The organism is Methanoculleus sp. (assembly GCF_020696975.1).
Lineage (GTDB): Archaea > Halobacteriota > Methanomicrobia > Methanomicrobiales > Methanoculleaceae > Methanoculleus.
In genome coordinates, this window is record NZ_JAJGBK010000021.1 from 13099 (window position 1) to 35162 (window position 22064).

The 22064-nt window shown below is 63.5% G+C and carries 20 protein-coding genes and 2 tRNA genes; 13 read left to right on the forward strand and 9 right to left on the reverse strand.

The annotated features are described in order from the left end of the window. Positions 1-15: 15 nt before the first annotated feature. The 6 genes from QZ650_RS05920 (at position 16) to QZ650_RS05945 (ending at position 4876) form a co-directional block, all read left to right on the forward strand. On the forward strand, positions 16-1275 hold the full coding sequence (locus QZ650_RS05920) for a tRNA (N(6)-L-threonylcarbamoyladenosine(37)-C(2))-methylthiotransferase (RefSeq protein WP_292519756.1): 1260 nt from the start codon (positions 16-18) through the stop codon (positions 1273-1275). A 42-nt stretch (positions 1276-1317) separates the two neighbouring features. Beyond that, on the forward strand, positions 1318-1758 hold the full coding sequence (locus tag QZ650_RS05925; RefSeq protein WP_292519759.1) for a metal-dependent transcriptional regulator: 441 nt from the start codon (positions 1318-1320) through the stop codon (positions 1756-1758). A gap of 65 nt (positions 1759-1823) precedes the next feature. Continuing rightward, positions 1824-2726, forward strand: coding sequence for a zinc ABC transporter substrate-binding protein (locus QZ650_RS05930; RefSeq protein ID WP_292519762.1), 903 nt, complete (start codon positions 1824-1826; stop codon positions 2724-2726). Beyond that, positions 2723-3490 carry an ABC transporter ATP-binding protein gene (locus QZ650_RS05935; RefSeq protein WP_292519764.1) on the forward strand — a complete coding sequence of 256 codons (768 nt, stop codon included), beginning with the start codon at positions 2723-2725 and terminating at the stop codon, positions 3488-3490. The genes QZ650_RS05930 and QZ650_RS05935 overlap by 4 nt, the downstream gene beginning before the upstream one ends. 1 nt (position 3491) lies before the next feature. Continuing rightward, positions 3492-4301: a metal ABC transporter permease gene (locus tag QZ650_RS05940; RefSeq protein WP_292519767.1), complete on the forward strand. Its 810-nt coding sequence runs from the start codon at positions 3492-3494 to the stop codon at positions 4299-4301. 50 nt (positions 4302-4351) lie between these two features. After that, positions 4352-4876, forward strand: coding sequence for a hypothetical protein (locus QZ650_RS05945; RefSeq protein ID WP_292519770.1), 525 nt, complete (start codon positions 4352-4354; stop codon positions 4874-4876). A 201-nt stretch (positions 4877-5077) separates the two neighbouring features. Here the strand turns inward: QZ650_RS05945 and QZ650_RS05950 are convergent, their stop codons facing one another. Further along, positions 5078-5530: a hypothetical protein gene (locus QZ650_RS05950; RefSeq protein ID WP_292519772.1), complete on the reverse strand. Its 453-nt coding sequence runs from the start codon at positions 5528-5530 to the stop codon at positions 5078-5080. A gap of 154 nt (positions 5531-5684) precedes the next feature. On the opposite strand from QZ650_RS05950, the gene serS reads away from it, so the two are divergent. Further along, positions 5685-6962: a serine--tRNA ligase gene (gene serS, locus QZ650_RS05955; protein WP_292519774.1), complete on the forward strand. Its 1278-nt coding sequence runs from the start codon at positions 5685-5687 to the stop codon at positions 6960-6962. Between the two features lie 136 nt (positions 6963-7098). Continuing rightward, entirely contained in the window at positions 7099-8322 is a 1224-nt protein-coding gene (locus QZ650_RS05960) for a serine hydrolase (protein WP_292519776.1), read from the forward strand. An 18-nt stretch (positions 8323-8340) separates the two neighbouring features. On the opposite strand, the gene QZ650_RS05965 is transcribed toward QZ650_RS05960, so the two are convergent. Together QZ650_RS05965 and QZ650_RS05970 are read right to left on the reverse strand one after the other, a co-directional pair. Beyond that, positions 8341-9042 (reverse strand): ABC transporter permease, encoded by a 702-nt coding sequence (locus QZ650_RS05965; RefSeq protein WP_292519778.1) that lies wholly within the window; start codon positions 9040-9042, stop codon positions 8341-8343. After that, positions 9039-9971 carry an ABC transporter ATP-binding protein gene (locus QZ650_RS05970; RefSeq protein WP_292519780.1) on the reverse strand — a complete coding sequence of 311 codons (933 nt, stop codon included), beginning with the start codon at positions 9969-9971 and terminating at the stop codon, positions 9039-9041. Before QZ650_RS05970 ends, QZ650_RS05965 begins: the two co-directional genes overlap by 4 nt. A gap of 237 nt (positions 9972-10208) precedes the next feature. Between QZ650_RS05970 and QZ650_RS05975 the strand changes: the two genes are divergently transcribed. Further along, positions 10209-11483, forward strand: coding sequence for a solute carrier family 23 protein (locus QZ650_RS05975; RefSeq protein WP_292519782.1), 1275 nt, complete (start codon positions 10209-10211; stop codon positions 11481-11483). Positions 11484-11541: 58 nt separating this feature from the next. Here the strand turns inward: QZ650_RS05975 and QZ650_RS05980 are convergent. Both QZ650_RS05980 and QZ650_RS05985 read right to left on the reverse strand, forming a co-directional pair. Next, positions 11542-11614, reverse strand: a tRNA-Ile gene (locus QZ650_RS05980). A 281-nt stretch (positions 11615-11895) separates the two neighbouring features. Further along, positions 11896-11968, reverse strand: a tRNA-Ile gene (locus tag QZ650_RS05985). A gap of 106 nt (positions 11969-12074) precedes the next feature. Between QZ650_RS05985 and iorA the strand changes: the two genes are divergently transcribed. The 3 genes from iorA (at position 12075) to QZ650_RS06000 (ending at position 16037) form a co-directional block, all read left to right on the forward strand. Then, complete coding sequence (gene iorA, locus QZ650_RS05990; protein ID WP_292519784.1) at positions 12075-13844, forward strand: indolepyruvate ferredoxin oxidoreductase subunit alpha; 1770 nt, start codon at positions 12075-12077, stop codon at positions 13842-13844. Continuing rightward, complete coding sequence (locus QZ650_RS05995) at positions 13841-14437, forward strand: indolepyruvate oxidoreductase subunit beta (RefSeq protein WP_292519786.1); 597 nt, start codon at positions 13841-13843, stop codon at positions 14435-14437. The genes iorA and QZ650_RS05995 overlap by 4 nt, the downstream gene beginning before the upstream one ends. Before the next feature lie 88 nt (positions 14438-14525). Beyond that, entirely contained in the window at positions 14526-16037 is a 1512-nt protein-coding gene (locus QZ650_RS06000; protein ID WP_292519788.1) for a class I SAM-dependent methyltransferase, read from the forward strand. Positions 16038-16288: 251 nt separating this feature from the next. On the opposite strand, the gene QZ650_RS06005 is transcribed toward QZ650_RS06000, so the two are convergent. Further along, on the reverse strand, positions 16289-17269 hold the full coding sequence (locus QZ650_RS06005) for a hypothetical protein (RefSeq protein ID WP_292519790.1): 981 nt from the start codon (positions 17267-17269) through the stop codon (positions 16289-16291). Positions 17270-17376: 107 nt separating this feature from the next. Beyond that, complete coding sequence (locus QZ650_RS06010; RefSeq protein ID WP_292519792.1) at positions 17377-18009, reverse strand: hypothetical protein; 633 nt, start codon at positions 18007-18009, stop codon at positions 17377-17379. 178 nt (positions 18010-18187) lie between these two features. Here QZ650_RS06010 and QZ650_RS06015 point away from each other — a divergent pair, with 178 nt between their 5' ends. Beyond that, positions 18188-18601, forward strand: a complete 414-nt coding sequence (locus tag QZ650_RS06015) for a hypothetical protein (RefSeq protein ID WP_292519794.1) — start codon at positions 18188-18190, stop codon at positions 18599-18601. 20 nt (positions 18602-18621) lie between these two features. On the opposite strand, the gene QZ650_RS06020 is transcribed toward QZ650_RS06015, so the two are convergent. Then, positions 18622-21060 carry a DNA-directed DNA polymerase gene (locus QZ650_RS06020; RefSeq protein WP_292519795.1) on the reverse strand — a complete coding sequence of 813 codons (2439 nt, stop codon included), beginning with the start codon at positions 21058-21060 and terminating at the stop codon, positions 18622-18624. Beyond that, the gene (locus tag QZ650_RS06025; RefSeq protein ID WP_292519797.1) at positions 21053-21919 is read right to left on the reverse strand and encodes a lactate dehydrogenase; all 867 of its coding nucleotides are present in this window, start codon (positions 21917-21919) and stop codon (positions 21053-21055) included. The genes QZ650_RS06020 and QZ650_RS06025 overlap by 8 nt, the downstream gene beginning before the upstream one ends. Between the last annotated feature and the right edge of the window lie 145 nt (positions 21920-22064).

Genomic DNA, 22064 nt, shown 5'->3' on the forward strand with positions numbered 1-22064 from the left:
CCGGTTAACGGCCGCGTGCAGGGAGAGTCGATCACCATTACCCTGGAGAACCTGCGAGGAAAACGGGTCTACATCGAGAGTTACGGGTGCACCTATAACCACGCCGATACCCGGAGGCTCGCGGCGATACTGGAAGGTCTCGGCTGCAGGCTGACCGGGCCGGACGACGCTGACGCCGTCATCGTCAACACCTGCACGGTGATCGGCGCGACCGAGCGCAAGATGCTGCGGCGCCTTGCGACCCTCGCCGACCGCGACCTCTATGTGACCGGGTGCATGCCGGTCGTCCAGGAGGACCTGATCCGATCGGTCTGCACGCCGCAGATCATCCATCCGGACGAGATCCACGAACGAGCCTGCGGCGTCGGCACCCGTCATGCTGGGGCGGTCGGCGTGGTCCAGGTGGCGAGCGGGTGCGTCGGCAAGTGCAGTTACTGCATCACGCGGCTTGCACGCGGGCGCCTCAAGAGCGCGCCGCTCGAGGAGATCCTCGACGCAGTCCGGGACCTTGCCGCATCGGGAGCCTGCGAGATCCAGTTGACCGGGCAGGACGTGGCCGCCTGGGGGCTCGACCGGGGCGAGTCGCTTCCCGACCTCCTGCAGGCGATCGCGGAGGTCCCCGGGCGGTTCGCCGTCCGGTTGGGGATGATGCACCCCGCATCGGTGCTCGGGATCTTAGAACCCCTCGTTGAGGCCTACGAGAGCGAGAAGATCTTCCGGTTTCTCCACCTCCCCGTCCAGTCCGGCTCGGATTCCGTCCTTCAGCGGATGCAGCGCGGTTACCGCGCAACCGATGTCATAAGGATCGTCGATGCGTTCCGGGACCGCTACCCGGATATGATAATCTCGTCGGACTTCATCACCGGGTTTCCCGGGGAGACGGATGAGGAGTTCGGACAGACGCTCGAGCTCCTGCAGCGGGCAGCATTCGTGAAGGTGAACATCACCCGCTACTCCCGGCGGCCCGGCACACCCGCCGCCGCTTTAAAGGACCTCCCCGAGCGGGTCCGGAAAGTTCGATCCCGGGCGCTGCTCATCGAGGCAGACCGGATCTACGACCGCTACAACGAGCACTGGATCGGGAGGGAGACACCGGTCGTTGCAACCGAGAAGAACGCGCCGGGGTCGACCGTCTGCCGTAACCCCTGCTACCTCAACGTCGTCGTCAATGAGGATCTGCCGTTCGGGCTCTCCGGGAGAGCGGTGATCACGGAGAGCCGGCGGCACTATGTCATCGGTGAGTGGATCGGGAACGGCGTCGGGCAGAATGTTTAGCCCCACCGAAAATTTTTCTTCCGGCAGAGCATATCCTCTCCCATGCAGAGCATCACCGGGCATGAACTCTCCGCGAAGAAGGCGGAATATCTCAAATACATCCTTATGCAGGGAGATGTCGTGAAAACGACCGAGATAGCCGCCCACTTCTCGGTCGCGCCCTCGACGGTGACGAAAGCGCTCACGGAGATTGCAAAAGCAGGATACATCGAGCATACGCCCTACCACGGGGTGAGACTCACCGTCCTTGGCGCCAGTTACGCCCGGTTCCTGATCCGGCGCCACCGGATCGTCGCCCTGGTGCTCAGCCGGCACGGCCTTGAGCCCGGCGAGGCCTGCAGGGAGGCGAAGAAGATCGAGCAGTGCTTCTCAAAAGACCTCACCGACAGGATGTGCACATCGCTCGGGCACCCGATGATGAGTGTCTGCGGCGAGATCGAGCATGACCACTGCTGCTGCCCTTCCGGCGACTACCAGGGATGACGGCAAACATTTTTACTCCAGCACGGATGAAAGTTTAGACCCATACCAAATTACGGGGGAGAATCATGGGATCACAAAATCGTGGCAATATCACCTCCTTATCGCTCGTTGCAGCCGTATTCTTAGCCCTCCTCTTCGCAGCAGTCACGGCAGGGTGTGCCGAAACCGAGCGGGAGGATGACGGACGCGTCGTCGTCGCGGTCACCATACCGCCCGAGCAGGAGTTCGTGGAACGGGTGGGGGGCGACCACGTCCGGGTGGTCGTGCTGGTGCCGCCGGGGGCCGACCCGCACACCTATGAACCTCCGCCGGGAGTCCTCGCCGGAGTCTCGGAGGCAGATATGTATGCCGTGGTGGGATCGGGGATTGAGTTCGAACTGGCCTGGAAGGATAAGATCGCCGCCCTGAATCCGAATATGCTGGTCGTCGACTGCTCGCGCGGCGTCAACCTGATATCGACCGGCGAAGGCGGTCACGCGGGGACGGACCCCCATATCTGGGTATCCCCGCGGAATGCGAAGATTATGGTCGAAAACATCCGTGAAGGGCTCACGGAGGTCGACCCGGCAAACGCCGACGATTACCGCAGGAACGCCGCGGCATACCAGGCAGAACTCGATGCCCTTGATGCGGAGATCGCCGGGGCGCTCGCCGGGTCCGGGGTAAAGAAGATCATAGTCTACCACTCATCGTGGGCCTACCTGGCCCGGGACTACGGTCTTGTCGAGGTCCCGATCGAGGACGAGGGGAAAGAGCCTTCCCCGCAGAGGATCGAGCATCTCATCACGCAGGCAAAAGAAGAACAGATCAGGGTAATCTTCGCATCGCCTGAACACTCCACCCGGAGCGCAGAGGTGATCGCGGGCGAGATTGATGGGACTGTGGTCACGGTAAGCCCGCTCGCGAAAGATTACCTGGAGAATATGTGGCGCGTGGCATCGGCATTCACAGGGAGCAGCAGGCCATGAGCACCCCCGTGATCGAGGTCGACGACGTCTGGGTCAGGCTGCACGGCCAGACCGTGCTCGAGGCCGTAAGCCTCGCCGTCAACCCAAACGAGTTCTACGCCATCATCGGACCGAACGGCGGCGGAAAGACGACGCTTCTCCGGGTGATCCTCGGCCTCCTCGCCCCTTCCCGCGGCGTCGTCCGGATCCTTGGCCGGACGGAGAAGGAGATGCGTAAGGATCTCGGCTACGTCCCCCAGTTCCGGACGTTTGACTTCGAGTATCCCATCACGGTCCGGGAGATGGTCCTCTCCGGCCGCCTCGGCCACATCACCCGCTTTCCAAGGCGCTACGACGAAGAAGACCACGCCCGGGCGGAACAGGCGCTTGAGACGATGCAGATCGCCAATCTTGCCGACCGGCAGATCCGGGACCTCTCGGGCGGGGAGCAGCAGCGGACGATCATCGCCCGGGCGCTCGTCAGCGACCCGAAGGTGCTCCTTCTTGACGAACCGACGGTCTACGTGGACGCCCCGACGGAGGCGCAGTTCTACAGAATCCTGGATCGGCTCCGGACCCGGATGGCGATCGTCCTCGTGACCCACGACATCGGTGTGATCCCCGAACGCGTGAACCGGGTTGCCTGCTTGAACCGGCGCCTCTACACGCACGGCACAAACGAGATCACGCCGGATATGCTCGAGGCCGCATACCATTGCCCGGTGGACCTGATCGCTCACGGGGTCCCCCACAGGGTCCTTTCGGAACACTCAAGGGAGGAGTAAGATGCTTGAGGTGCTCGGGTTTGAGTTCTTCCGGAACGCCCTCGCCGCCGGGATACTTGCGAGCGTCGCCTGCGGGATCATCGGCACCTACGTCGTGGTGCGGCGGATGGTCTCGGTCAGCGGCGGGATCTCGCACGCGGCCTTCGGCGGGATTGGCCTCGGATACTACCTCGGGATAGACCCGCTCCTCGGCGCCGCCGGGTTTACCGTCGCCTCGGCACTCGGGATGGGAGCGCTCCAGCTCCGCGCCAGGCAACAGATGGATACACTCATCGGCGCATTCTGGGCAGCCGGGATGGCGATAGGCATCCTCTTCGTCTACCTGACGCCCGGGTTCGCTCCCGACCTCTTCTCCTACCTCTTCGGCAACATCCTCCTCGTGCCGCAAGGCGACATCCTGTTGATGGCGGTCCTCGTCATCATCATCATCGCCGTCGTGGCCCTCCTCTACCGGGAGTTCCAGGCGATCACCTTCGACCCGGATTACGCGACGGTCATGAACCTGCCGGTCGAACGGCTTTCCCTCCTCCTCCTTGTGCTGATAGCACTCACGGTGGTGATGCTGATCCGCGTGGTGGGGATCATCCTGGTGATCGCGCTCCTCACCCTCCCGGCGGCGATCAGCCGCCTGTACACGACCCGGATATGGACGATGATGCTCCTTGCGGTCGCCCTCGGCATCGCGTTCTCCGTGACGGGGATAGGCCTCTCTTACATCCTGAACGTCCCGTCGGGAGCGACGATCATCCTCGTCAGCACGCTCGCGTATGCGGGCGCCCTCGGCGTCGAGCGCCTCCGGCAGGGGGACTAGCAGGACAAACCGGTGCGCTTATGCCGCCGTACGCGAGAGGTGAGTGAGCAATGGATCCGATCATCGAAGAGGGATACGCCCGGCTCCTCGAGACCCTCGAGGACCTGCAGGCGAAGAAGGAAACGTCGGCCGCTGAACTCCGGGGCAACGTAGGAGCCCTCGTTTCGCGGATGGCGGCCGATACGGCACCGATTGTGGAGAAGATCGGGCTTGAGATGCTCCGGCGCGCAAAGAGGGAGGCATCCGGGGAACTTTACGACCAGGAGTTCTACGAGAAGAAGATGATCGTCCTCGGGAAGGGCGAACCGCTCCCGTACCGCCCGGATGACCCATCGAAACCCGTCGATACCCAGATATGCGTCCTCGATACAGACGGGGCCTTCCACGAGTTGATGTACACCACTACAGAGATTCGTACCGACTCGTATCTCGCCCCCCTGACGCCGGAGGAGGCGTTCGATATCTACGGCTACGACCTCGTCTTCATGCTCTACCGGGCGCTCTACGAGTACGCGAAGGAGGATGAGGAACTGACCGCCGCGCTCGCGCGGGCGATCGAGTATATCGGGTCCTGAATTATTTTTGCTCAACTACACGGTGTCCTTGCCCCTGCCGGGCGCCCCATGAAGACCTGCAGATCCCGGGGCCCGGGCCTTAAACGCCGAGGGTTGGGAGTCATAGCCGCAGAAACAATCAAAGCCCGTAAATTCTGATAGAGCGGACCGCGGGAATATCGCTTGAGAGGAGAGGGGTTGCAGGGGGGGGGTGAGACCCTCTCACCTGCTTCCGAAGATCGGGAAGAGCGGTTCGGTGGGGTCGCGCCCGGCACCGAGCGCCGTGAGCGAGTACGAGCGCTGGAACTGCTGGCCTTCTGAATTCTCGTAGGTGACGACCGCCTTTGCCTCCGAGACCATCGAAGCAAGGCTAAAACCGGATTCCTCGTCCGGGTCCAGCGAGGCGATCTCGAAGTCGATGTTGAGCGGGACGAGGGCAACCTGGATCTTCTGCGCTCTCGCTGTGCCCGTGTTGGTGATGATGACCTCCCGTGCATCCTCCGAGAGATCCGCGGTGACGAGCGGGTAGTTCTTTGTATCTCCCATGATGCGGAAGCTCATTAAGAGAACAAGGATGATTATCAGGGCGATGAGGGCGAAGAAGACGTCGATGAAGAGCAGCCCGAGCGCGATGAGGCCGCCAGCCACCAGGACGATCCTCTGATTCTTATCCATAGAGAAATGGTTGGTTTTTCAGGAATTATAAGAGTAGGTTTCAGGTGAGACGGCACGACGCGCCCGGACGCAAGATGGGTGATCGTCCGCACTCACACCGCAGGAAGGGCAACATGACCATATACCGTCATGGCGAAGTATGTACAGAGACAGCATGCTTGAGTTGAAGTTCGTTCGTGCACACCCCGAGATCGTCAGGGCAGACCTCATCAAGAGGGGAGATACCGAGAAACTGGCCTGGGTCGACGAGGTGCTGGAGATGGACCGGAGAGCACGGGAACTCACCGTGGCAATCGGCGACCTGCGCAATCGGAGAAACGTCATATCCCGCGAGATCAGCCAGGCGAGAAAAGCGGGAAAGGATATCGCGGGCCTCCTCGCCGAAGCGGCGGATCTCCCTGCGCGGGTCAAGGAGGCGGAGGCGGAGCGCGACAGCCTCACCGAGCAGGTGCGGTACCGCCTGATGCGCCTCCCAAACATCCTGCACGAGAGTGTACCCATCGGCAAGGACGATACCGAGAACGTCGAGATCCGGCGGTGGGGTGAACCGGCCGTCCCCGGGTTCGACCTGGAGAACCACGGCGCGCTCGCCGTCAAGCAGGGGTGGGCGGACTTTGAACGCGCGGCAAAGATATCCGGAGCCGGGTTTTACTTCCTGAAAGGCAGGCTTGCCCTGCTCGATATGGCTCTCCAGCGGTTTACGATGGACCTGCTCGTCGAGCGCGGGTATACCCCGATAATCCCCCCCTACATGATGAACCGCGCCGCATACGAGGGCGTGACGGATCTCGCCGACTTCGAGAACGTCATGTACAGGATCGACGGCGAGGACGAGTATCTCATCGCAACGAGCGAGCACCCGATGGCCGCGATGTACAGCGGCGAGATCTTCGAGGAGAAGGATCTCCCGCTCAGGCTCGCGGGCTTAAGCCCGTGCTTCCGGCGGGAGATCGGGGCGCACGGCCTTGATACGAAAGGGCTCTTCCGCGTCCACCAGTTCCACAAGGTGGAGCAGTTCGTCTATGCTACTCCCGAGCAGTCCTGGGAGATCCACGAGGAACTGATGGCAAACGCCGAGGAGGTCTTCCAGCGGCTCGGCCTTCCCTACCGGGTCGTTTTGATCTGCACGGGGGACATCGGGACCGTCGCCGCGAAGAAGTACGACCTCGAGGTCTGGATGCCGCGCGAGGAGCGCTACCGCGAAGCGGTCTCCTGCTCGAACTGCACGGCCTACCAGGCGGTCAGGCTGAATATCAAGGTGCGCCACCCGACCGAGTTCACCGAGAAGCGCTACGTGCACACCTTGAACAGCACCGCAATCGCAACCTCCCGCGCGATCCGGGCGATCCTTGAGAACTACCAGAACGAGGACGGTTCGGTCACGATCCCAAAGGCCCTCAGGCCGTATCTCTACGGCGAAGAGACGCTGTAGAGCACTCCGGGTCTGCGAGAGCCCGACAATACTTTTTTGGCGAACCCGGACATCTGCCGGTCTCTTCTTCGCATACCCCGGGCGCTCTTTCGAAAGAAAGAGACGACATATAAGCGGAAAACTCCCAGGTAAGGTTATGGTTCCCTATCAGCGTACGAAGTTTCACATACTCCTTCTCATCGCTATCGCCATAGCCGCGGCCGTCCTCACTTCCGGGTGCATGCAGAACGCCGGGCCCGTGCAGGAAGCAGGTGACGTCAGCCGGAGCACCCCCCCTCCGGCGATAGCCTCCGACCTTGAGTCGATCGTCTCGGCCGGAGTCCGGAGTGCCGGCGTTCCCGGCACCCTGATCGAGATCTCGACGCCGGAATGGACCTGGAACTATGCGGCCGGCAACACCTCGTTCTCCCCGACAATGACGGCAACGCCGGAGATGCGGTTCATTATCGCGAGCGTGACAAAGACCTTCACGAGCGTCGCCATCCAGCAACTCGCCGAGGACGGAAAGCTCTCGCTTGACGATCCCATCGGCCGCTGGCTGCCGGCGGATGTGGCGGGGGAGATCCCGAACTCTTCCGCGATCACCGTCCGTCACCTCCTCGACCACACGAGCGGGATCGCGGACTACGACGAGCACACGATCCTCCTCAAAGAGTACGAAGACCCCGACACACCGGTCCCCTACCAGGTGGGGCTGCGGCAGGCCCTCGATGCGGGCCCCCTTTACCCGCCGGGAACGGATTTCACCTACTCGAACGCGAACTACATCCTCTTGACGCTGATCATCGACAAGGCGGCCGGCGTCCCCTACGAGGACTACGTCACCCGCAACATCCTCGTCCCGGCGGGGATGAACGATACGTTCGTCCACAGGACCAACCACATCCCCGGCCCGCACATGAGGGCCCTGGAGAGTGGGGAAGACGGCACCGTCATGGACTTCAGCGACCTCTACATCCAGTTCGACCGGGGCGCCGGGGATATCGTGAGCACGACGGCCGACCTCAACAGGTTCCACCGGGCACTCCGCTCCGGAGCGCTGATCAGCCCGGCATCGTTTGCTGCAATGGAGAATACCTCTCCGCAGTCCCGGCAGACCAGGGAGGTGCTCGGTCTCGGAGAGGTGAGCCTCGGATACGGTTACGGATACGCTGCGCAACAGAACGCATTAGAGGGCCTGACCCTCTACGGGCATACCGGCGGGTACTACGGCTCATACACGATCCTCTATTACTGGGCCGAGAAAGACACCCATATCGCCATGAACAGCAACTCTGCGGCAAAAGCGGGCGCGGTAAATGAGGAGATCCTCGCCCCGGTCATCCAGTACCTCAAGGAGGGGACGGCGGCCGGACGGTAGGCCGGCCCGTTTTGCACCTTACGGAATCGTTCTGACGATCCGCTCCTTCGTCACCTTCCCGGCGATGAAGCGGGCGAGGGCGAGGAGCGAAAGCCCGACTGCCGCAAGGACACCCTCCATCGCCGGCGAGATGCCCGCCCCGCCCGGTACGACGGCCTGGAGCCCGCCGACCAGAAAGATGAACCCGAATATAAGGATGAACCCGAGGATCTGGTTCTCCCGCATCCCGAGCGCGAGCTGGGCCGCGCCGATGAGCCCGGCCGCCGCGAGGATCCAGACCGGGACGACGGCCGCGAGATGGATGAGGAGCAGGGGTTCGGCGGCGACGGAGACACCCGAGAAGGTGGAGGCCGCCGCGATGGCCACTGCGGCCGAGAGGAGCATCATCAGACATGCCGGGACGGCGACCCCGATAGCCTTCCCTTCCCAGAGACGCTGGAGCGAGACGGGGGCGCAGAGGAGCGTCTCGATGGTGCCGTCCCGCTTCTCGCGGAGGAAGGTGTCGGCGCAGAAGATGTAGCCCATGAAGACCCCGACCGGGAGGGTGATCGCGGCGATGCCGCCTGCAACGGCTGCGGTGTCCCCACCGGCGCCCACAGCGATGCTGAGGGTCGACATCACCGGGAACCAGACGGCGAAGATGAACGCGGCGATGAGGGCGCTCCGGTTCCGGACGGCGAGCCTTATCTCGCGGCGGGCGATGACGGAGAGCGTGCTCATGCGCCGCCCTCCGCCCGGCTGACGTGTTCGAGGTAGATCTCCTCAAGCGATCGGGATGACCGGCGAATCTCCTCGATGCGGAACCCTGCCCTGACAAGGGCCGCGATGAGCTCGGGTGTTGCGCCTGGTTCGGCGAGGGTGCAGTGGAGGGCGTCGCCATCGACGTCGCACCCGGCAACGAACGGGAGTCCCCCGACGGTCTCGCATGCGCGGGCACGCTCGCCCGGGTCGGCGAGGGCGACGGTCACGGCCGGGCGGCCGGAGGCCCGGGTGAGGTTTGCCACCGTATCAAAGGCACGAATCCTCCCTCCGGCCAGGATCGCCACCGTCGAACATATTCGCTGGACCTCGTCGAGGTGGTGGGAGTTTAGAAAGACCGTCATCTCCTCCCGCCGGGAGAGTTCAACGATGAGGTCGCGGACCATCCTCTGCGCGCCGGGGTCGAGACCGGAGGAGGGTTCGTCAAGGAAGACGACCTCCGGCCGGTGGAGGATCGCCCGGGCAATCCCGAGCTTCCGCTTCATCCCGGTCGAGAACGTCCCGACCGGGTCGTCCCGCCGGTCAGCAAGATCGACGAGCACGAGGAGCTCGTCGATCCGCTCTGCCGGGTCGTCGATCCCGTAGAGCCCGGCGTAATAGGCCAGGTTGTCCGCGGCACTCATCCGGTCGGCAAGACCGTTGTTCTCGAAGAGCACCCCGACTCTCCTGCGCGCATCGTCGTCGGCGGCGAGGTCTCTCCCGAGGACCCGGACCTCCCCCGCGCCAGGCGCAAGGAGGCCGAGCAGGATCCGGATGGTCGTGGTCTTCCCTGCCCCGTTCGGGCCGAGGTAGCCGAAGATCTCGCCGTGCCCGACGGTGAACGAGACATCGCGGAGGATATCGCGGCCGTCGAACGACCGCGAGAGGCCCCGGACCTCGACGGCGCTCACGAAGGCAGCCTCCTCGCCCCCGGAGCGTCCCGGAGATCCCGGGCTGTATGACCGGAAAACATAGGGATAGATACTCTCGTAAAAATGTAAAAGGAATGGATTTTGTGCGAGAGGCGGGACCGGGGTATCTATCCCCGACCCGGATGGGAAACGCTATCCCGCCGCAGGGAGAGATCCTCTAGCGCTGCGCCGGAATACCCGCCACCCGTTCCGGCAGCCCTGGGAGGAGCCTGTGCGATGAAGTTCACCTGCGGTATCGACGACCGGCCGCGGCCGGCATCGCTTATCATCTTCGGCCTTCAGTGGCTGGCGGTGAGTCTTCCCCTCATCCTCATCATCGGCGGTGTGGCGGCCGGTCTCCAGGGAGAGGGGTCGGCCGCCCCCTACCTGCAACGGCTCTTCCTCCTCGTCGCCCTGGTTCTCCTCGCGCAGGTCTACCTCGGCCACAGGCTCCCGCTGGTGCTCGGTCCGGCGACGGTGCTCCTGGTCGGTATCCTCACAAGCCTTGATGCGGGGCCTGGAGCAGTCAACGCATCGCTGCTCCTCGGGGGGCTCGTTCTCTCCGGGCTCGCGGCAACCGGGCTCCTCGGGCGCCTCAAAGCCCTCTTCACGCCCCAGGTGATCGCGGTCGTCCTTATGCTCATCGGGTTCACCCTTGCCCCCACGATCCTCGATCTGGTCACCGACGGCGGCGGCACGGTCGGCACGGGCCGGGTCTTCCTCTTCTCGATCGCGTTCGCTCTCATCCTGTTCTTCGTAAACGGATACCTCACCGGCATATGGAAGTCGACCCTGGCGCTCTGGGCGCTCCTCCTCGGCACCCCGGCCTACATCGCCCTCTTCGGGGCGGCATCCCTCCCCTCCGGAGATATCGCCCTCTTCGCGCTTCCCGGCGGCCTGCCCGCGCCGCTCGCCGTGCCTGACGGAGGAGTCCTTGCGGCGTTCCTGATCTGCTACCTCGCGCTTGCCACAAACGATCTCGGGTCCATCCAGTCGGTGGGCGGCCTTCTTTCAGCTGACAGGATGGAGGAGCGGGTGAACCGCGGGATGATCGTCACCGGCCTCGGGAACGTTCTCGCCGGCATCACCGGCGTTATCGGCCCGGTGAACTACTCCCTCTCCCCCGGGGTTATCGCCGCCACCGGGTGTGCGTCCCGCCTCGCCCTGGTCCCGGCCGCCGTGGCGCTCGGTCTTGTGGCCGCATCGCCGCTTGCCATAGGCTACCTTGAGAGCATCCCGGCGCCGGTCATCGGCGTCGTCCTCACCTACATCATGGGATCCCAGATCGCAGCGGGGCTCGTCCTCGGTCAGGAGAGCAGGGCGATCGGGACGTTCGAGGAAGGCCTGAGCGTCGGCATCCCCCTCCTCCTCGGGACCGTGGTGGGGTTCCTGCCCCCGGAAGTCGCCGCAGAGTTCCCGGCAACGCTCCGCCCCCTTGTCACGAACGGGTTTGTGGTCGGGATCATCACGGCCCTGGTGCTCGAACACGTCGTCTACCGCCGGCGAACGTAGGGTTGCCCTCGCCGGGGGAGAGAAGGCTGCGTGGCGAAGAACAAGGATGAAAAAACGATGGGCCCGGTGCGATTCGAACGCACGACCTCCCGGTTATCAGCCGGGTGCACCACCGGCTATGCTACGGGCCCGGAGACAATTGTATTAGTGCCTGTAAATGTTGTATCACCATCATCTTAAAGGTTGCGTCAAAACCCCGCTCACAAACCGCCGGATAACAGAATCTTTAACAAGCACGCACGGGATACCGCAACAGCGAGACCACAAAAAGCGCCTCCGCGGAAGACGAAGGCATCCCCCCACCCCGCCCCTCAAGAAGGGTCTCATCTTCTCTCCTCCGCCGAAGAGAAACCAGGCGGTCCCGGGGTAGAGATAACAGCGCGAGTTGCAAAGACGCATGCTAAAAGGGATATGGGCCCGATGCGATTCGAACGCACGACCTCCCGGTTATCAGCCGGGTGCACCACCAGCTATGCTACGGGCCCAACAAAATTACTCTGCAGTTTCTGACATCCAAGCACTTAATTTTTTGGATTGGCATCCAAACCGCTATGTTAAAAACCGACAATAGAAGTACAGTTGAGTTGAACAATGGCAGTACGATACCTACTCGGGAACGAAGGCATTGCGCACGCATGCCTGGAGGCAAACATCGATTTTGCCAGCGGCTACCCGGGGACGCCGTCTTCTGAAGTGATCGACGTCCTCCGGGTGCAGAAGGAGCGCCCCTTCACCGTGGAGTGGTCCACGAACGAGAAGGTTGCCTTCGAGAACGCGCTCGCCGCCGCCTGGTGCGGTCTGCGGGCACTCTGCACGATGAAGCACGTCGGGCTGAACGTGGCGGCCGATCCCCTGATGACGAGCGCATACACCGGGGTGACCGGCGGGTTCGTCATCCTCTCTGCAGACGACCCCTTTGCGCACAGTTCTCAGAACGAGCAGGATACCCGGCGCTACGCGCATTTCGCCCGGCTCCCCTGCCTCGACCCGTCATCGGTCCAGGAGGCGCACGATATGCTGCGGGACGCCTTCGCTCTCTCCGAGGAGTTCAGCCTCCCGGTCATCTTCCGCCCCACCACCCGGATCTGCCACTCGAAGGGCGACGTCGACCTCGGAGAGATCGGGACCGAGCACCGGACTGCCGCATTCCAGCGCAACCCGAAACAGTACGTGGTCATCCCCGCGCACACCCGGGTTCTGCATAAAGTCCTGAACGAGAAGCAGCCGGCGCTCAAGAAGCGCCTGGTTGAACTCGGCTACAACCGCCACACCGTCCGCGGCCCGACCGCCGTCATCGCAAGCGGTGTCGCGGCCGCTTACGTCCAGGAGGTGCTCCCCGACGACGTCTCGCTCGCGATCATCGGCGCTTACCCCATCGACGAGGAGTGGCTCAAGGACTTTGTCGACCGGCACGAAAGAGTCCTCGTCGTCGAGGAACTCGCCCCGGTCGTCGAGGAGGCGGTGCGCCAGGTGGCGACGAAGACGGAGGTCTTGGGTAAGACAGACGGCACGGTGCCGTACGAAGGGGAGTTCACCCCGGCGACCGTCGCCGCCGCCCTCGAGAGCGCGGGCATCACCCCCACGACAGCCTTCCCGGCGGCCGCCCCGGTCCAGGGAGTCCCGCCCCGCCCGCCGATCCTCTGCGCCGGGTGCATGCACCGGCCGACGTTCTATGCCATCCGGAAGGTCTTTCGCGACGGCATCTTCCCAAGCGACATCGGGTGCTACACCCTCGGCCTCCAGCTCGGTGCGGTCGACACCACCATCTGCATGGGCGCCTCGATCACCGTCGGGAGCGGGATCGCCCGGTCGGGGGAGGAGCGTCCCGTGGTCTCGACCATCGGCGACTCGACGTTCCTGCACACGGGGATTCCAGGACTCCTGAACGCTGTCTACAACGGCGCCGATATGGTCGTTGTCATCCTTGATAACCGGATCACCGCCATGACCGGCCACCAGCCAAACCCCAACACCGGGTTGACCGCCACAGGCAAGGAGAGCACCCCGATATCGCTTGAGGCGATCTGCCGGTCGTGCGGGGTCTCCTGGGTCGAGACGGTCGACCCCTACGACCTCCCCGTGCTTCTTGACACCTTCAAAAGAGCAAAAGAACGTAACGGCGTCCGGGTGATCATCGCAAAGCAGCCCTGCGTCATCACCGCACGAAAGAGCGGGATCCGGCGCAAAGCCTACGCGGTCGATCTCGACCGGTGTACGGGCTGCGGCGTCTGCCGGTCGTTCGGCTGCCCGGCGATCGCGTTCATCGATAAGAACGCGACGATCACCGAACTCTGCGCCGGGTGTGGCGTCTGCGCGGATATATGCCCGTCGGGGGCTATCGGCATGGAGGGACGGCGATGAAGCCACCGTTCGATATCCTGATCGTCGGTATCGGCGGCCAGGGAACTGTCCTCGCCTCGAACGTCCTCGGCGAGGCGTGCATCATCGAGAACCGGACCGTCCGAAGCGCCGAGACCCACGGGATGGCGCAGCGCGGTGGGTCGGTGGAGAGCCATATCCGCATCGACGGGAGGTTCGGGTCCCTGATTGCACCGGGCACGGCCGACCTTCTCGTCGCCTTCGACCTCCTCGAGGCCCTCCGCTACCGCCATTATCTCCCGGCCGGGGGAAGGCTCGTGGTGAACCGGCACCTGGTCGTCCCGACGTCGGTCTACCAGCAGGCCCTGGACGTGCCCGACGAGGAGAGCATCCTTGCGGCGCTTGCCGACCTCGACGTCACCTGCATCGACGCCGCGGCCCTCGCAGAGGAAGCGGGGAGCATCCTCTCGCAGAATATCGTTATGCTCGGGGCAGCGTCGGGCGCGATCCCGCTCCGGCCGGAGACCCTCGAAGAGGCGGTGCGGCGGTGCGTGCCACCTAAAACCGTCGAGGTTAATGCCCGGGCATTCCGGCTCGGCCGGGATGCGGTGAAGCGGGGTTCCGGCACGTCCTGAGCGGGAAGGCGCAAGCCCCCGCTGCCACCGTTTTTCTGCACACCAAGCGCCGTAACCTGTATTACCCACCCCGCCAAGCTGGTATGCCATGAGCGAGCGGGATACTGTTGCAGCACTGAAGCGCCTTGCAGAGACAAAACCCGAGTTCCGGCTCTCTGAACTGCAAAGAGACCTGAAACCCGGGCAGCCGCTCGAACGTCTCGCCGGGGAGGTCCGCCCGCACCTCGACGGCCTCGGCCTCACCCTCACGTCAGCAGACGACGACTACGTCGTCCGCCGCGGCCCGGGAGGGCCGTTCAGGGTCGATGATGCCGGACGAGAGCGCCAGCTCGCGTTCTTCCGCGACCCCGGGGTCCCGGACTACATCCAGACCCTGGTCGGGTCCTACATCGAGAAGAAGACGGGAAAACCCTGGGACGACCCGGTCGTGCTCGACAGGATGGCGAACGCCATCCTCGCCCAGAAGAGCCAGTACTGGAAAGAGCGCCAGGTGAGTTACCGGAAGGCCTACCAGGTCCTCGGCTACCTGGCCTACCACGCGCCGGTCTACCTGGTGCAGTTTGAGCACATCCTCTGGCAGGTCATCAGCCAGGGGCTCGCAAAGCCCCACATGCGCATCCTCGATCTCGGCACCGGGCCGGGAGTCGTGCCGCTCGCCGTCATCGACCTCCTCGGACGGGTCGGGAGCGGCTCCGCGGAGGTCTACGCCGTCGAACGATCGGAAGAGCACCTGGAGGCCTACAACGCCCTCGTCCCGGCCGCAGCCGCAGCGCAGGGGAGCATGGTGCGGGTGGAAAAACCCATCAGGGGAGATATCGAGGCGCTCGCCGCCGCAGACCTGCCCGACCGGATAGATCTGGCGGTCTTCTCGAACGTCTTGAACGAACTCCGCCGCATGGATATCGACCGGCGTGCCGACCTCGTCGCCACCCTCGCCGACCGGCTCTCGCCCGACGGGACTATCGTCATCGTGGAGCCCGCCGATCTCGCCAACGCGACCGCTATGCGCCAGACCGTCCGCGCGATCGCAGACCGTGGGCTTGCCATCCACAGTCCCTGCTCGTTCATCTGGGGCACTACCTGCAACCCCGCACGGTGCTGGACCTTCGAGCAGAAGGGCGATATCCGGCCCACCCGGCTGATGGAGCGGCTTGCCAGGGAGAAAGACGGCTACCGGTTCGTCAACGTCGACATCAAGTACTCCTCGGCGCTCCTCCGGAAGGACAAAAAGACACAGCACGCTTACCGGGTCCCGCCGGGAGCGAAGTTCGCCCGGCTCTCTCACCTCCGCCGGCACCGCGACAAAAAGATCAACATCGTCGGTGCGGTGATGTCCGGGAACCTCGGCGATGCCCGGACAAAGGTCTATAAGGTCTGCGACGGGACTCCCGCGGACCCGGCCTACGCCATCGTCCCGGCAACGCTGCGCGGCACAAACCGGGATGCGCTCGAGGGACTTCCTTACGGGGCAATCGTCCAGTTTTACGGGGTCCTCGTCCGGTTCAACCGGGACCACGGCGCGTACAACCTGGTTATCCTGCCGGGAACCCGGATTGAGACGGTCGGGTGCCCGGTGGCGGAGGGGACGGAGATAACGTAGATTTACTGAAGAGACTTCTGCCGGAGTGATGGGCCGTAGGGCCGGAGCATGAGCACCGGAGGTGCGAGTCTCCCCCGGTCCGCCGTATGGGGCTTTGCCCGTCATTTCAATTCTATTATTCACACAATTGGGATGCTCCTAACCGGGAGAAGGAGAATGCGTCTTCTTTCCACAGGCCGGGAACTCTCTCGCTACGGCCACACATCCCCTACCGGGACGCAGCACACCCCGAAAACCCGCCGAAAAAGAGATTACGCCCTCCCACCCGCACGGAACGGGCAGACGCTCCTGAGCGCATAGAGGATCCCGCCGTAGCCGAGGCTGACTGCGATGACCTGGACGATCGCTCCGAGGAACGGGATGAAGATGAGGATCTGCAGGATCACGAACCCCAGGACGAATATCCACGCACGCCCCGGCCTCCATCGGGTCCGGGAGAGTATGACGTCCCCGAGGGCGTAGGCGACAAAAAGAGACGAGAGCATCAGGGCGACGATGAAGAGCAGCCCCCCGACGAGCGCAAGAGGGAGACCGATGATGGTGATGGCGACGATGAAGAGGACGATCGCCGATACGATGATCGCGACGAACCCGATGATCGTCAGGATGACCGGACTCCTCTCAACCTGCCGGACCACCGCCAAAAAGAGGTCGGGAAACCCCCGGATCAGAAGAAGGCCAAGGATCAGGAAGCCTATCGCAATAAGGATCGAGAATATCCCGGGCACCGCCGGCCCCGGATCCTGCTGCTCCTCGAACGTGACGTTCCCGGCGGTGCCGGTGTTGCTGAAGGTCCCGGCCGAGACCGTCAGGTTGCCAAGGACCGATCCGGCGTTGGTGACATCCCCGGCACTGATGAATGCATCACGCTCGATGACGGCGTCTTCGCCGATCCGGACCGTGCCTCCGGTGACGAGAGCGTTCGTCGCATTCCCGTTCAGCTCGATCTCCCCCCCGGCGGCGAGCACCTTCCCGCCGACATCGCCGTTGACGATCAGGGTGCCCCCCGCCGCAATGACGTCGCCCCGGACCGGCGCATCCACCGTCACGATGCCCCCGGCGACCGTCAGGCTGTCGACAGGGGCGTTGACAGTCACGGACCCACCCGAGGCGACCACGTCGTCGGGGATAGGGGTCTCGATCACCTGCTGATCGCCGCCAAGGAAGGTGAGCGCCTGGGCACCGGCGGGGATGAGCAGCAGACCGAGGATGATCAGTATCAGATGCTTCATGCGGCGGGGATGGATCGCTCGCCACAAAAAGGTTCGTGCGGACCCGAAGCAGGTGAAGATCAGCCCGCAGCCGGGGACGAAAAAAAGACAGAGCGGCTCTGCTCCCGCTACACCAGGTTCGCAAGGCGGCTCTTGAGCTCGGCGATCGCCTCATCCTTCCCGGGAACATCCGTCTTCTGGATCGAATTGATGTTCTCCTCGACGGATGTGGCGATCCACTCCTTCGGAACGCCGGATGCCCCGAAGAGCTCCTGCCACTCATCGGTTCCGAACGGGATGACCTGGACCAGTTTCCCGAGAATGTTCCAGTCGACGACCTTGTAATCCTCCCCAGTGCTGGTATCCGCGACCTGGAACGACCGGTCCTCGTTGCACTTCATGATCCGGCCGTGGATGACGTAGACACTCACCTCGTTCTTATCGGTGAAGGAGATCTGGACGACATCCCCCGGCTGCGGGCTCTCGGGAACCATGTAGAGGACGATATCACCCGGATACATCAGGTCCGGCTCATACCGGTCTGCGATACCGATGTAGCCGGTATCGGAGACGTAGAGCCGGAGGTACTCCTGATAGAACTTTCGAACAATCCAGTAAACCGCTCCGGGATGCGTCTCCGCCAGTTTCAGGAGAAGATTGTGGATGGCGCTCGGGATGCTCTCCGGCCGATTCAGCACCTCACGGGCCAGCCTGTCGTATGCTTCCACAACCCCGGTATCTATCTGTGTTGCCTCTGCCATAACAAACCCCGCCGAATAATACGGGTCGTACCATAAAAGTGTTCCTCCAGGATTTTTCTCATGCACCGCTGGGACCGGCCGCCATACCAGCACCGAAGTGAGGGGACTGCCGGAGGGAAGAAAGAACTACAATACTTATATTCGACCGTGACCATACAGTAGAGCAGAGGATATTGATATGGGTGGCATAAAGGATTCTACGTATCTTGATGTCCAGAAGACCCTTGCCCGGCGGTTCTCTGCCCGGGACGGGTGGCAGTTTGCATGGTCTCCAGCCGGCAGTGTGCAGCCGGAATGTGTGCTCTCCCGCCGGGTCGCCGGCAGGACGGAGCGGGTGGCCGTGAGCGTGAAGATGGCGCCCGAGGTCCCGGTGAGCAGCATTGAGGCGCTCCAGGCTGCCGCAAGCGCCGGAAGCGTCGACAAGGCGGTCCTCGTCGTACCCTGCGGGGCAGACGTCTCAGGGGTCCCGGCAGGGATCGACGTTCTCGAGCTGGGCACCTGGCAGGTCGTCGACGGCCGCATTGCCTGGTCAAAGAATATCGAGAGGAGCGCGTTCATCCAGGAAGAACGCGCAAAGAGGGGTCTCGCGTAAAGCGCCCCCCAACACTTTTCTTACATCCCGAAATCAAAGAGTGTCGTCCGTGACGGATCGACGTCGTGCCAGTCCCACCCGAGCGGCTCGATGATCCTCGATATGGGTCCTTTGAGCGTCTTCTCAAGCATCGTCTCCCAGTCGACGACAAACTCCGGCGGCACCTGGTCGGCGTACTCGAAACAGACCACGTCCGTTCGCGGGTACTTCGCCGTGACGGTCTTGATGTAGACGCGTTTGGGCTTGCTGCCCCGCTTGAAGTCGGTCCCGAGATACTCGTTCGAGTACTTGGCGCCGCGGATATGGGCATCGTCGTTCTCGTAACTCTCCAGGTTCTTCCCGATCCCGCCCGGGATACCGGCCTCGTCGAGCGAGTACTCACCGCGGCGATACTTCCGTATGACGTCGCGCAGGTACGCCTGCACGTCCTCGAACGCATCCCCGCGGAGGATCATCTCGATGACGGTCCGCTGCACTTCCCGCGTTATCTGCGGCGAGTCGCTCCGCCGGATTTCGAAGCCGACGACATCCACCTCGTCGACGTCCTTGCCCTCTTTCCAGACCAGGTGCCCGGCATAGCGCTTCTTCTTACCGGCCTGGAAGAAGCGGCGGTAGACCTTCTCGAACTTGATCGAGAAGTAGTGCGTATCGGCGCCGAGCTCGGTCTTTGCGAAGTCGCCGTAACTGGCGTTCAGTCGCGCCTCGATCGCCCTCGCCCGTGCGATGGTCTCTTCAAGGGTCCCCGGCGGGACCTGGATCATACACGAGTCGGTGTCACCATAGAGGACCGTGTACCCAAGACCGGTGATGATCTCGCGGGTGTGCTTGATGATCGCCCGGCCGACCGAGGTGACGGCCGACCCGATCTCACGGTCGTAGAGCCTGAACCGGGTGTAGCCGGAGACCCCGTAGTAGGAGTTCATGATCACTTTGAGGACGTTCTGCTGGAGATCGTAGAGCACGTACTCAGGCGACCCGAAGGGGTACTGGTTGCGCAGGCGCTTGCGCTCGTCCCGTTCGCTGAGGAGTTCGGAGAGGATGCTCCTCGTTAACCCGTCGGGCTCCCGGGAGAACCGGATGCCGTTCGGGGCCCGGAGTTCGCCGTCCGGATTCTTCGTCTCGGGCGACGCGTTGATCGTCATCATCGCCATCGGGTAGAGCGACTTTAAGTCGAGGACCACCACGTTCTCCCGAAGGCCGGTCGCCGGCTCAAAGACGGTCGCGCCCTCGAACTCGTCGCCCGCAGCAAGGCCCTTGGAGGGGAGGACGAACCTGCCTGAAGCCTTCCTGAGGACATAGATATCGATGACGTTTGACGAGTTCAGCGTCCGGTCGAGCGGGCACCCGACATACCGGGCGATCTCCCGGTAAAACTCGATGATGTTATTCTTCTTATCGATCCCGACGCAGAGCTCGACGTCCCGGCAGTTGTACTCCACAAGCCGCGCCGGGTCGGACCGCCAGAGCGAGGTGACCGTCCCGCTGTAGCGGACCTTCGTCACCCCGAGTTCCTCCCCGGCGATCGCGTCGAGCCGGTAGGACTCCTTCTGGGCCTGGTGCATCTTCCGGTAGGCGGAAAGGAGATCGAAGATTGCTCGCCCGCGGACGGCGTTTCGCTCGGTCTGCCCGGGGAGACGCGCAAGATCCTCGCCCCGGAGACCGAGCGCCGCCATACGCTGCAGGATGTAGGGGATATCGAACTCAACGAAGTTCCAGCCCGAGAGGATATCCGGGTCATGCTCCCTGACGTAGGCAACAAGCCCCCGGAGCATCGCCTTCTCGTCCGGGTACCGGACGACACGGTGGTGCTCGTGGACGCGGAGAGCCGGGTCTTCGACGGGGGCGTCGCCCGGCACACCGCCGGGCTGCCAGAGGAGGGTCGTATACTCCTCGTCAAAAGAGTCCCAGCAGGTGACGCAGATGATCGGGTCCCGCTCGGCCTCGGGGAAGCCATTCTCGTCCACGCACTCGATATCCATGATGCAGGTCCGCGCGGGAGCCGCAACGTCGGACGGCACGAGTTCATGGTAGTCGGCCGGGGAGGTCCCGGCAGGAAGTTCCACGCCGGCGGAGAGACCGCAGTCGATCATGAACCGGGTGGCAAACGGGATGTCCGCCTCAAAGTGCTGGTAGCGGTCACGGGCTTCGCGGACGTCGCCAGGGCGCCGGGTGTAAAGCCGCCGCAGCGGCTCGCCGCGGATGGAGCGATACGCCGTCTCCGTCTCCACGTCGACGATTAGCGGGTGAAGGGGCGTGTCGTCCACCTGCCCGGCGGGCGCGTAGAAGTAGGGGCGAAAACCGGTCACATCGACCCTGACGGCCTTGCCGGAGGCGTCCCGGCCGAAGATGTGGATGACCGGGATATCAACGCCGACGCTGTACTCCACCTGGTGGATGCCGATCCGGACCTTCCCGAAGTCGTCCAGGGTCGCCGGGGTGCTTATGTGGGACTCAGCCATTGAACCGCCTGCAGAGGTCCTGCACGAACGCTCCCGCTTCTGCCATCTTTGCATTCTCCCACGGGTCAAGGTCCCACTCCTCGATGCCGATGACGCCCTCGCGGCCGATCCGTGCCGGGACGCCAAGCGAGCAGCCGGAGAGACCGTACTCGCCGTCAAGCACGCACGAGCAGGGAAGCACCTCGCGCCGGTCCTCGAGGATTGCACGGATCAGCATGGTGATGTGGTATGCCGGGCCAAAGACCGTGCCGCCCTTGCCGCGGATCACCTCCATGCTCGCCCCCCGCATCCGGGAGAGGATTGCTTCCCGCTCGGCGAGCCCGATATTCGCACCGACTTTCGAGAAGAGCGGCACCTGGTGTTCGCCGTGCTCGCCGAGCACCCAGGCAGGCCCGCAGTTCCCCGCATCCTTAAGGAGACGGGCAAAGCGTGCGCTGTCGAGCTGGCCGCCGAAGCCGATGCACCGTTGCCGCTCAATGCCCATCATCTTCCAGAGTCCGTAGTTGTTCGCGTCCATGGGGTTCGTGACGGTGATGACAACACCGGCAAACCCCCGCAGGAGTTCACTGCAGCGCTTCGCCACCGGGATGTTGGCCTCGAGGAGGTCGGCCCGGGTCTTTATGTCGGGCGTCCTCGGGGTGCCTGCCGCAAAGACGAAGATGTCGGCCTCCCGCATCGCCGCCGTATCGGTGGAGAACGCAACATCGATACCCGTGTGCTGCAGGTCAAGCACCTGTGCCCGAAGAATGGGCTCGTAGATGTCGTAGACGATGATCTCATCGGCGAGACCGAGCGCGGCGGAGAGGAACGCTGTCTCGCCCCCTACCTTTCCTACACCTAAGATTGCGAGCGAGGTCATAGTATCGGTCCAGATTCTCTATCGGTCAAGATTGTGCGCGCAAAGAAGCCCCGCTTCACGGAGAATAACGATCCGGCAGGGGAAAGGGACGTCTTACCGCCTTCCGTACCGGAATCCGGGCCCCGGAGAGCGGAGCTCAATCGTC